The organism is Pseudomonas sp. AMR01 (genome assembly GCF_041946035.1).
GTDB classification, from domain to species: Bacteria; Pseudomonadota; Gammaproteobacteria; order Pseudomonadales; family Pseudomonadaceae; genus Aquipseudomonas; species Aquipseudomonas antarctica_B.
Genome location: NZ_JAUTYR010000026.1, coordinates 56,764 through 68,184 on the forward strand (window position 1 = coordinate 56,764; position 11,421 = coordinate 68,184).

The following is an 11,421-nucleotide window of genomic DNA, read 5'->3' on the forward strand; positions in this document are numbered from 1 at the left end:
ACAGTGTCAGGGCGAAGATCGCCGCCCATTAATACAAGGAAACTAAACATGGGCTTTCTTAAAACGGCGCCTGTGCGCTATTTGCTGTTGGTGACCTCTGCTACCAAGCCGCCAGCTATGGGTGCAAACAGCAACTGCTGAGCTGGAAGGCGCCAAAGGATGCGGCCCCACAACTGAGCGAACGCCAGGGCTGCATTCAAACCACGCATAAAAAAACCCCGCCTGCATCGCTGCAGGCGGGGTTTTCAGGTGCCGGGTAAGGCTGGCTTACATCATGCCGCCCATGCCACCCATGCCGCCCATGTCTGGCATACCGCCGCCGCCAGCGCCTTCAGCCTTCGGCTTGTCAGCGATAGCCGCTTCGGTGGTCAGGATCAGACCGCCGATGGAGGCTGCTGCTTGCAGTGCCGAACGGGTCACCTTGGTAGGGTCCAGGATGCCCATTTCGATCATGTCGCCGTAGACGCCAGTCGCAGCGTTGTAACCGTAGTTACCTTTGCCGTTCTTGACTTCGTTGACCACAACGCTTGGCTCGTCGCCGGAGTTGGCAGCGATCTGACGCAGCGGTGCTTCAACAGCACGACGCAGCACAGCGATACCGACGTTCTGATCAGCATTGTCGCCGGTCAGGTTAGTCAGAGCTTCCAGAGCACGGATCAGCGCAACGCCACCGCCAGGTACCACGCCTTCTTCAACGGCTGCACGGGTTGCGTGCAGGGCGTCTTCAACGCGGGCTTTCTTCTCTTTCATTTCAACTTCGGAACCAGCGCCAACCTTGATCACTGCAACGCCGCCGGACAGCTTGGCCAGACGCTCTTGCAGTTTTTCACGGTCGTAGTCGGACGAAGTCTCGGCAACCTGGGCGCGGATCTGAGTGATGCGCGATTGGATGTCGCCTTCAACGCCAGCACCGTCAACGATGATGGTGTTTTCTTTGGAGATGGTGACCTTCTTGGCGCTACCCAGGTTTTCCAGGGTGGCGCTTTCCAGGCTCAGGCCGATCTCTTCGGAGATAACGGTACCGCCGGTCAGAACAGCGATGTCCTGCAGCATGGCCTTGCGACGGTCGCCGAAGCCTGGAGCCTTGACGGCTGCGACTTTAACGATGCCACGCATGTTGTTCACAACCAGCGTCGCCAGGGCTTCGCCTTCAACGTCTTCGGAAACGATCAGCAGTGGGCGGCCGGCTTTGGCAACGGCTTCCAGTACTGGCAGCATTTCGCGGATGTTGGAGATCTTTTTGTCGACCAGCAGGATCAGCGGGCTGTCCAGCTCGGCAACCATGGTCTCTGGCTTGTTGACGAAGTACGGGGACAGGTAGCCACGGTCGAACTGCATGCCTTCTACAACCGACAGTTCGTTTTCCAGGCCCGAGCCTTCTTCAACGGTGATCACGCCTTCTTTACCGACTTTTTCCATGGCTTCGGCAATGATGTCGCCGATGGAGCTGTCGGAGTTGGCGGAGATGGTGCCTACCTGAGCGATTGCCTTGGTGTCAGCGCATGGCTTGGACAGGTTTTTCAGCTCGGCAACAATGGCGATGGTCGCCTTGTCGATGCCGCGCTTCAAGTCCATCGGGTTCATGCCGGCAGCGACGGCTTTGTAGCCTTCGTTGACGATGGCCTGAGCCAGAACGGTAGCGGTGGTGGTGCCGTCGCCTGCGTCATCGTTGGCACGGGAGGCAACGTCTTTGACCAGCTGCGCGCCCATGTTTTCGAAACGGTCTTCGAGTTCGATTTCTTTGGCGACGGAAACGCCGTCCTTGGTGATGGTCGGAGCGCCGAAGCTCTTCTCGATGATCACGTTACGGCCTTTAGGGCCCAGGGTCGCTTTTACTGCGTCAGCCAGGATGTTGACACCGGTGAGCATTTTTTTGCGGGCGGAATCGCCGAATTTAACTTCTTTAGCAGCCATGATCGATATTCCTTAAATACTTTGGAGTAATGGGAAAATGAGCGGGGAAATCAGTCTTCCAGAACGGCGAGAATCTCGTTCTCAGCCATAACCAGCAGGTCTTCGCCATCAACTTTCACAGTGTTGCTGCCGGAGTAAGGGCCGAAAACAACCTTGTCACCGACTTTAACGGCCAGCGCACGCACATCACCGTTTTCCAGAGTCTTGCCTGGGCCTGCAGCGACGATCACACCGTGGTTGGCTTTTTCAGCAGCCGAACCTGGCAGAACGATGCCGCCAGCGGTTTTCTTTTCTTCTTCGCTGCGACGGATTACGACGCGGTCGTGCAGAGGACGAAGCTTGCTCATTGTCGATCTCTCCTAATTGTGTTTTTCATCGGCCGGTATCGGTACCGGCGGGTTGTATTCCGGCAGTGCCGGTCGCGGCTCGCCAAGCGAGACGCGGAAGTCTGTCTGGTGTCGCCACCAGAAACCTTGCGGTGACCGTTACATAAGGGCGCACAAGCTTATTACAAGGGGCCATGGCGGAAATTTTTTGCTTTTGCCACCGGCTGAAAGAGGCACGGCACCCAGACTTGCCGTGCCATTGAAGCGGTTATTTGCTGTCGCGGTGTTCGAACTCGCCTTCGATGACATCACCTTCACGCCCCAGCGGCTGGCGCGGAGCCGGGCCACCTCGGGGTTGCAAGTCATCGGCAAACGCGCGCTGACGGATCGCCGCCTCTTCGGCGCGTTGGCGCATCTTGCCGGCCAGCAACTTGCGGGTCACCGGCAGCAACATGACCAGACCGACCACATCGCTGATAAAGCCAGGCAGGATCAACAAGCCGCCGGCCAGGGCCATCATCAGGCCTTCGAGCATGGTCTGGGCAGGCAGTTCGCCGCGATTCAGGCTTTCACGGGCACGCAATGCCGTGGCCAGGCCGGCGACGCGCAGCACCAGAACGCCGAGCATCGAGCCGAGAATGATCAGCAACAGGGCCGGGAAAAACCCGATCGCACTGCTGACTTGAACGAATACGAACAGCTCCAACACCGGGAACAGCAGAAAGAGCAATAAAAAAGGGCGCATCAAATGGTTCCTCAACGCAAGAATGCCTTGCCAGTCCACCTTAGATGACGTCGCCATTTCGTGAATTCAAGCGTTGGCGGGTTCTTTTTTAGGCCAGACCTCAGCGTGAGCCAATAAAACCAAGGCTTCGCGTACTTGTGTCGGGTTGTTGCAGGCCTCTGCAAAGGGGAGCCAATGCAACGACTGGCCAATACGCAGGTGCATGCCTTCGCTGTCGATGCCGGCCAGTTGCGCGGGCTCAGTGGTCGGCAGACCGCTGAGGTCAACGTAATGGGCGATGGCTTTGGTGTGATCGCTGTTCATGTGTTCGATCATGCTGCGCTCGGCCTTGCCGGCGAACGGGTTGGCCAGGGTCAACTGGTCGATCCAGTGAATCGCACCAAACCCGCCGATATAACGATGGCGCACCGGCTTGAGCACCCAGAAATCGAAGTCGTGGGCCTTGTGGTAGTTGGCCGAATCGGGGAAGTAGCGGTAATAACGCTCGGCCGCCGCTTCAATCGCGGCTTCATCCTCGATTTTCTCGGCTTCGGCGATGTACGTCAGACGCCCCACCGCTTGCACATCATCAGCCTCGCGCTCACCCACCAACAGCGAGCACTTTGGGTCTTTTTGCAGGTTGTGTGTGTGCTGGGCGATGCGGCTGATCAGGATGATCGGCTGGCCCTGCGCATCCAGGCAATACGGCACGACGGAGCCGAAAGGAAAGCCGGGCATGGCTTTGGATAATGTGGAGAGAGCCCCACGGTATTCCTTGAGCAACAGCTCTCGGGCGTTCTTGGCAACGTGCGCGCTCAACGTATGACTCCTCGTGTATCCCGCCGCCCATAGCGTATGGGAATGGATCTCAACACAAGGTAATCAATATCCGCGCAGGTTGCCAGAGGCCGCCCGGCAGGTTTTGCCAGGCGTTGTTACAGGGTTGTTTACCAGGCGACGCCAAAGCCTGCGGTGTAGCGGGTCTTGCTCAGGCTGCTCTGCGAGCCACCACTGATGATGTCGCGCTCGGCCTTGAGGTTGAGCGAGGCCCACTCGGTAACTTTGTAACGCAGCCCCATTTCTGCGTCCAGGGTGTAGGCGGCGGGCGCGTCGAGCGGCTTGCCGACTTCGCCGTTGGTGAAAAACTCGACTTTCTTGGCTACCAGGTAGCGGTTGTAGTTCCACTTCATGGCGAGCGAGTAGAAGTTATCCTTGCCGCCGTCGGCATATTCATAATCGGTGCGGTTGACCAGCGAGCCGAGGGAGAACGCCCCCAGTTCATTGTCCCAGAACTGGTAGCCAGGGCCGGTACCGACGGTACGCTGGCGAGCCAGGTCTTCAACCTTGTCGCGTTTGTAGGTCAGGCGACCTTGCCAGAACCAATGCTCGGTAAAGAAACGGTCCAGGTCGTATTCGAGCGCCCAGTTGTCGGTGGTGGTGACGTCGTCCTGGAACTCGCGGTTGTACTCGCCCTGGCCGGTGTGACGCCACTGGCCGTGACGCGCCGTGGTCTTGAAGTCGACGTCATAATCGTTGGTGTCTTTGTCGGCACGTTTGTAGTCCAGTGCCATATCGACATTGCCCTTCCACACCAGGTCCTCGATGACCGGTTTGGGCTTGAGCATTTGCTGGATGCTCGCCAATTCCACCGTCTTGGGCGCCTCGCCATTGGCCAGCACCACTTTGCCGTCTTCAGCAGGCCTCAGGGATTTGGCCTTTTCGCCACTGTATGCGTCCTGCTTGACCAGCAGTTCCTGGTCGCTTTCCAGGGTTTTGACCTGCTTCCAGTCCACCGGAATTGCGCCGGCGTAGTCGGTTTGGATCAGCAACTTGCCACCGTCGAAGACCTTGATCTTGCCGGTCAGGCGGTCGCCGTTTTTCAACCAGACGGTGTCGGCCATCAAAGGCGTGGAGGCGCTGAAAACAGCGAGGCACAGCAGAGTTCTGGACAACATAAGCAAGTTCTTGGCTCAAGTTTGACTGAAAAGACGGCATTATCGTGTTAGATAACTTCTTAGCAAGCACTGACTCGGGTATTCGTATTCAGTTCATTGCCACACGTCATATTTAAAGACGTTTCCGACAAAAATGCCGACGATCCAAACGGATGTGCCCACAGTGAATCCACCCGCCGATACACCGCAAAGCCCCGCTGAAATGCGCCGTACGGCGCTGTACCTGACGTTGGCGCAAGTGCCCGCGGGCTGCGTGGTGAGTTACGGCGAATTGGCGCATCTGGCCGGGCTAGGCCGCGCGGCCCGCTGGGTCGGGCGCACACTGAGTCAACTGCCGGAGGGCACCACGTTGCCCTGGCACCGCGTGTTGGGTGCCGGTGGTCGGATAAGTCTGCCAGTGGGCAGTGCCTCAGGCGACGAACAACGTGCGCGTTTACGCAGTGAAGGTGTCAGTATCCTGAACAATCGTGTTGATATTCAGCGCCATGGCTGGCGTCCGGTAGAGCACAGCGGTTAGAGTGCGCGCTTTGTTTTCGCAAACCTGAGGCAGACTCCAGCCCATGCCCCGTAAAACCTGGCGCGCCGCGCTCGCCGCCTATGCCAGCCCCTCGACGTTAGTACTGTTGTTGCTCGGTTTCGCCGCCGGCTTGCCTTACATGTTGGTGTTCTCGACGCTTTCCGTCTGGTTGCGCGAGGCCGGTGTGGCCCGCGAGACCATCGGTTATGCGAGCTTGATCGGCCTGGCCTACGCCTTTAAATGGGTCTGGTCGCCGCTGCTCGACCAATGGCGCCTGCCGCTGCTCGGTAAACTGGGGCGTCGTCGCTCCTGGCTGGTACTCGCCCAAACGCTGGTGATCCTCGGGTTGATCGGCATGGGCTTCTGCGACCCGCAAAAGCACCTGTCCTGGCTGATCGCCATTGCTGTGATTGTCGCATTCGCGTCGGCCACCCAGGACATCGCCGTAGACGCCTATCGCCTGGAAATCGCCGACGACAGCCGCCAGGCTGCCCTGGCCGCCAGCTATATGTCCGGTTACCGCATCGCCGCCCTGCTCGCGACCGCCGGTGCGCTGTTTTTTGCCGAAGGCTTCGGCTCAACCGGCTTCAACTATAAGCACTCGGCGTGGACCGGTACTTATGTGTTGTTCGGCCTGCTGATGATTCCCGCGCTGCTGACCACCCTGTTCATGCGCGAACCCAACGTGCCACTGCGCACCCAATTGCAGGCCGGGCGTTACAGCTTTGCGCATCAGCTTGTCTCGGTATTTGTGCTGATCGTGTTGCTGGTGTCGGTTCCCGCGATGTTCACCCAGCTCTACAACACCGACTTCGCCAGCGTGCTGTTTCAGGGTGTGAGCCTGTGGGAACTGCTGATGGAAGACCGCGCCTTCCTGCGCGCCATTCTCTATATCATCCTGACCACGCTGTGCCTGTCGGCCATGGGCCGTCGTGGCCTGGCGCCGGTGCTGACGCCAGTCAACGACTTTATCCTGCGCTACCGCTGGCAGGCGTTGCTGCTGCTCGGGCTGATTGCGACCTATCGCATGTCTGACACGGTGATGGGCGTGATGGCCAACGTGTTTTACATCGACCAGGGTTTTACCAAGGATCAGATTGCCGGGGTCAGCAAGATCTTTGGCCTGATCATGACCCTGCTCGGTGCCGGTATGGGCGGCCTGTTGATTGTGCGGTTCGGTATTTTGCCGATCCTGTTCATCGGCGGCGTAACCTCGGCGGCGACCAACCTGTTGTTCGTGATGCTCGCCGACATGGGCCCGGATCTGCAGATGCTGATTTTCACCATCTCCCTGGATAACTTCAGCTCGGGCTTGGCGACGTCGGCGTTTGTGGCGTACCTGTCGAGCCTGACCAACCTCAAGTTCTCCGCGACCCAATATGCGTTGCTCAGTTCGATCATGCTGCTGCTGCCGCGATTGATTGGCGGGTACTCGGGGGTGATGGTGGAGAAGTTCGGGTATCACACCTTCTTCCTGATCACGTGTGCGCTGGGTGTGCCGACCTTGCTGTTGATTGCGTTGCATTGGTTTCAGGAAAACCAGCGGGCGAAGTTAAACCCGCCCGTCGAGGACTGATCCGACGCGGTCAATGTGGGAGCTGGCTTGCCTGCGATAGCGAGGGTGAATCCAACGCCGCTATCGCAGGCAAGCCAGCTTCCACAGACCTCTCTGCATTCTGATACCTGTACTCCGGCAGCCCACGCCCGTACAATCCAGAGTCATTTCAAGTCCAAGCAACCGACAACGGCCTACCATGCGCACCAGTCAATATTTGCTCGCCACACAGAAAGAAACGCCTTCCGACGCGGTCGTGATCAGCCACCAGCTGATGCTGCGCGCCGGCATGATCCGCAAACTGGCCTCGGGCCTGTACACCTGGCTGCCCATGGGCTTGAAGGTGATGCGCAAGGTCGAAGCCATCGTTCGTGAAGAAATGAACGCCGCCGGCTCTCTGGAAGTGTTGATGCCGAGCACTCAACCGGCTGAACTGTGGCAGGAATCCGGGCGCTGGGAAGAGTACGGCCCTGAGTTGCTGCGCTTCAAGGACCGTCATGGCCGCGATTTCTGCGCCGGCCCGACCCACGAAGAAGTGATCACCGACCTGATGCGCAACGAGCTGAGCAGCTATAAACAGTTGCCGCTGAACCTGTATCAGATCCAGACCAAATTCCGTGACGAAATCCGCCCGCGCTTCGGTTTGATGCGTGGCCGCGAATTCATCATGAAGGACGCCTATTCGTTCCACGCTGATCAGGCGTCCCTGCAGGTCACTTACGACCGCATGCACCAGGCCTACTGCAACGTGTTCACGCGTCTGGGCCTCAAATTCCGCCCGGTTGAAGCAGACAACGGCTCCATCGGCGGTGCCGGCTCCCACGAGTTCCACGTGCTGGCCGAATCCGGCGAAGACGACATCGTGTTCAGCAACGGTTCCGACTACGCAGCGAACATCGAGAAAGCCGAAGCCGTGCCACGGGAAACTTCCCGCGCCGCGCCGACTGAAGAGCTGCGCCTGGTGGACACGCCAGAAACCAAGACCATCGCGGCCCTGGTGGAAAAATTCAATCTGCCGATTGAAAAGACCATCAAGACCCTGATCGTGCGCGCCGAAGAAGAAGGCAAGCTGATCGCACTGGTGATCCGTGGTGACCACGAGCTCAATGAAATCAAGGCTGCCCAGCAACCAGGCGTGGCCAGCCCGCTGGTCATGGCCACCGATGCCGAACTGCGCGACGCCATTGGCGCCGGTGCCGGTTCCCTCGGCCCGCTGAACCTGCCGCTGCCAATCATCATCGACCGTTCGGTTGAGCTGATGAGCGACTTCGGGATCGGCGCGAACATCGATGACAAGCACTACTTCGGCGTGAACTGGGAGCGTGATCTGCCGGTTCCAACCGTGGCCGACCTGCGCAACGTAGTCGCAGGCGATCCGAGCCCGGATGGCAAGGGCACTCTGGAAATCAAACGCGGCATCGAAGTCGGGCACATCTTCCAGCTGGGCAACAAGTACAGCCAGGCGATGAACTGCAAGGTGCTGGGCGAGAACGGCAAGCCGGTCATCCTCGAAATGGGCTGCTACGGCATTGGCGTATCCCGTGTGGTTGCCGCTGCCATCGAGCAGAACAACGACGCGAACGGCATCATCTGGAGCGACACCCTGGCGCCGTTCCAGGTCGCCCTGGTACCGCTGCGTTATGAAACCGAGCAAGTGCGCGAAGCCACCGACAAACTGTACGCCGAACTGACGGCTGCCGGTTTTGAAGTGTTGCTGGATGACCGGGACAAGAAAACCAGCCCGGGCATCAAGTTCGCCGACATGGAACTGATTGGCATCCCGCACCGGATCGTGGTCAGTGACCGCGGCCTTGTCGATGGCAATCTGGAATACAAGAGCCGGACCGAAGCCGAAGCCCAACCGTTGCCGGTGGCTGACGTGCTGTCTTTCCTCCAGGCGCGTATTCGTCGCTGAAAAACCAGATCAAGAGAAGTCATGTTCAAGCGAAACACCAGAGCCCTGGGGGGCGCCGCCTTGTGCGGCGCCCTGCTGGTCAGCGGCTGCGCCAACCAGATGTCGCAACGCAGTGAGCACGAGGAGCGGGTCGAGCGTAAGTTGCTCGACCACAGCCTGCAGATCGATGTAGGCGAACCCAAAGTGCTGGAACTGCCGCAACGCCGGGTGCGCATTCACGAGCAGAAGACCTTTGAGGTCACTGAATTCGAAGTCACCCGCCGTTACGATCGTTACACCCCTTACCAGCCCTGGCGCAAAGTCTATGAGATGCCTCTGGGTGCGGTCGCCCTCGTGGCGGGCGCGGGGGCTAACGTTGCCAATATCTTCGCCCTCGGCAACTTGCCCACCAGCATGACACGCGACTGGCTCAGCTATGGCGTGGACGGCATCAACCCGTTCATGAACGTGCAAAGCCACGGCCGTGCGCAACAGAACCTGGCGGGCATCGATGAAGTCCAGCGCGACAAGCGCACCGAGTATTCGAGCCTGCCCTGGAGTGAACGCCCGGTACAAGTCACCGCTGGCAAGCAGACCCATGAGCTGACCACCGACCGCAACGGCGTGCTGCGCCTGAACCTGTTGGACAGCCCATTTGCCGAGCAAGACCTGAACGGCATCACCACCTTGAAAATCAGCGTGGAAGATGGCCAGGACGACGTGCATTCGGACTCAACCCTGGCGATCAGCAACACCTTGCGCGGCAAGTTGCTGGAAGCGCACGGCTTGATCTACGACGATTTGGAAGACGATGAAGTCAACCAGTGGGTGCACCGGGTCAAGCGTCTGTCGGAGCTGGGGCTCGAAGAAGAAGCCAGCGAGCTGGAACAGAGTTTGATCGAACTGACCCGTAATGATCCGGAGTTGCAGCAGGAATTTCTGCAAGCGCTGGCCAAGGATGCAGGGCGACTCGTCGCAGATCCAGGCGCTCGCTGATATTTTAGACCGTGTGAAGATCCAAATGTGGGAGGGGGCTTGCTCCCGATAGCAGTGTGTCAGTCACTGAAGCTATTGACTGATTCACCGCCATCGGGAGCAAGCCCCCTCCCACATTTGGTACCGGTTTTTACCAGGGAAATTGAAGCTGCTCATTACCGCTGCTCAGATCCAGCAACCTCACCCCAATCCCCAGCAACCTGACCGGCTTCCCGCCGCGATTAAACGCCTGCGTCAACAGCTGTTGATAACTCTCAAGGTCCCGCCCTGCCCCGGCTTGCTCCAACGTTGTCTGGGTAAAGTCATGAAACTTCACTTTCACAAACGGCTTACCCGCACGGTAACTGCTGTCGATGCGTGCCATGCGCCCGGCGAGGGTTTCCATCAGCTCAGGCAGTTTAGCCAAACAACTTGATAGATCCGGCAGGTCTACGTCGTAGGTATTTTCCACACTGATGGACTGCCGGCGGCTGTCGTTCTGCACCGCACGGTCATCAATCCCACGGGCCAGGCTCCAGAGTCGCTCGCCAAAACTGCCGAATTCGCGCACCAGCGCCAACTTGTTCCACTCGCGCAGTTGCAGGCAGTCTTCAATGCCCAGGCGCGCCAGCTTGTCTGCGGTCACCTTGCCCACGCCGTGCAACTTGTTCACCCGCAGCTGCGAGACAAAATCCTCAACCTGGTCCGGAGTAATCACAAACAGGCCGTTGGGCTTTTTCCAGTCACTGGCGATCTTGGCCAAAAACTTGTTGGGCGCGACGCCGGCAGACACGGTGATGTGCAACTGGTTGGAAACGCGGCGGCGGATGTCCTGAGCGATGCGTGTGGCACTGCCGCCGAAATGCGGGCTGTCGGAAACGTCGAGAAAGGCTTCATCCAGCGACAACGGCTCGATCAAATCGGTGTAATCGCGAAATATCGTCTGGATTTCTTTCGATGCTTCTTTATAGGCGTCCATGCGCGGCTTGACGATGGTCAGATCCGGGCAGAGCTTCAAGGCGTGGCGCGATGACATGGCCGAGCGCACGCCGTAGGCCCGCGCCTCGTAATTGCAGGTGGCGATCACCCCACGGCGATCGGCAGAGCCGCCGACCGCCAAAGGCTTTTGGGCCAGGTTCGGGTCGTCGCGCATCTCGATAGCGGCGTAGAAACAATCACAGTCAACGTGGATGATTTTGCGCTGCGTCATATAAACAGAGGGTGTAATCCAACGGGAAACCAGTATCGCACTCACCCCTGTATATAGCACCAGTAGTTTGAATCTTCCGTTTGGGCGGTGGGAAAATTCCGCGATGAATTTATTTTCTTAATCGAAATTGGCCTGCCGATAGAGCTACAACCCTTGGCCAGACTGGCCTGGGGCCCTCCTCCTGCCCATGTTGGAGAGCTAACCAATTGAACCACAAGCGCTTTTCTTCAATTCACAGGTTGACACACCTGCGATCCTCTGTAGAATGCCGACACACAGACGCGGGATGGAGCAGTCTGGTAGCTCGTCGGGCTCATAACCCGAAGGTCGTCGGTTCAAATCCGGCTCCCG

10 protein-coding genes are annotated in these 11,421 nt (G+C 58.7%); 4 read left to right on the forward strand and 6 right to left on the reverse strand.

Features of this window, described 5'->3' with window-relative positions; translation table 11 throughout:
- Positions 1 to 267 precede the first annotated feature (267 nt).
- The 5 genes from groL to Q7C20_RS20130 all read right to left on the reverse strand — a co-directional run bounded on the left by groL (position 268) and on the right by Q7C20_RS20130 (position 4,919).
- The gene (gene groL, locus Q7C20_RS20110; protein ID WP_375069721.1) at positions 268 to 1,914 is read right to left on the reverse strand and encodes a chaperonin GroEL; all 1,647 of its coding nucleotides are present in this window, start codon (positions 1,912 to 1,914) and stop codon (positions 268 to 270) included.
- A 50-nt stretch (positions 1,915 to 1,964) separates the two neighbouring features.
- On the reverse strand, positions 1,965 to 2,261 hold the full coding sequence (groES, locus tag Q7C20_RS20115; protein ID WP_003175874.1) for a co-chaperone GroES: 297 nt from the start codon (positions 2,259 to 2,261) through the stop codon (positions 1,965 to 1,967).
- 247 nt (positions 2,262 to 2,508) lie between these two features.
- Positions 2,509 to 2,985 carry an FxsA family protein gene (locus tag Q7C20_RS20120; RefSeq protein ID WP_016971150.1) on the reverse strand — a complete coding sequence of 159 codons (477 nt, stop codon included), beginning with the start codon at positions 2,983 to 2,985 and terminating at the stop codon, positions 2,509 to 2,511.
- 66 nt (positions 2,986 to 3,051) lie between these two features.
- Positions 3,052 to 3,783, reverse strand: a complete 732-nt coding sequence (locus Q7C20_RS20125) for a HugZ family protein (protein WP_375069723.1) — start codon at positions 3,781 to 3,783, stop codon at positions 3,052 to 3,054.
- 128 nt (positions 3,784 to 3,911) lie between these two features.
- The gene (locus Q7C20_RS20130; protein ID WP_375069725.1) at positions 3,912 to 4,919 is read right to left on the reverse strand and encodes a DUF481 domain-containing protein; all 1,008 of its coding nucleotides are present in this window, start codon (positions 4,917 to 4,919) and stop codon (positions 3,912 to 3,914) included.
- Positions 4,920 to 5,121: 202 nt separating this feature from the next.
- On the opposite strand from Q7C20_RS20130, the gene Q7C20_RS20135 reads away from it, so the two are divergent.
- The 4 genes from Q7C20_RS20135 (at position 5,122) to Q7C20_RS20150 (ending at position 9,881) form a co-directional block, all read left to right on the forward strand.
- Complete coding sequence (locus Q7C20_RS20135; protein ID WP_375069738.1) at positions 5,122 to 5,436, forward strand: MGMT family protein; 315 nt, start codon at positions 5,122 to 5,124, stop codon at positions 5,434 to 5,436.
- 43 nt (positions 5,437 to 5,479) lie between these two features.
- Positions 5,480 to 7,012, forward strand: a complete 1,533-nt coding sequence (locus tag Q7C20_RS20140) for an AmpG family muropeptide MFS transporter (RefSeq protein WP_348058886.1) — start codon at positions 5,480 to 5,482, stop codon at positions 7,010 to 7,012.
- A gap of 178 nt (positions 7,013 to 7,190) precedes the next feature.
- Positions 7,191 to 8,906, forward strand: a complete 1,716-nt coding sequence (locus Q7C20_RS20145; protein ID WP_375069727.1) for a proline--tRNA ligase — start codon at positions 7,191 to 7,193, stop codon at positions 8,904 to 8,906.
- Between the two features lie 21 nt (positions 8,907 to 8,927).
- Complete coding sequence (locus Q7C20_RS20150) at positions 8,928 to 9,881, forward strand: hypothetical protein (RefSeq protein ID WP_348062378.1); 954 nt, start codon at positions 8,928 to 8,930, stop codon at positions 9,879 to 9,881.
- A 130-nt stretch (positions 9,882 to 10,011) separates the two neighbouring features.
- Here the strand turns inward: Q7C20_RS20150 and dinB are convergent, their stop codons facing one another.
- Entirely contained in the window at positions 10,012 to 11,070 is a 1,059-nt protein-coding gene (gene dinB, locus Q7C20_RS20155; RefSeq protein ID WP_375069729.1) for a DNA polymerase IV, read from the reverse strand.
- Positions 11,071 to 11,421 lie beyond the last annotated feature (351 nt).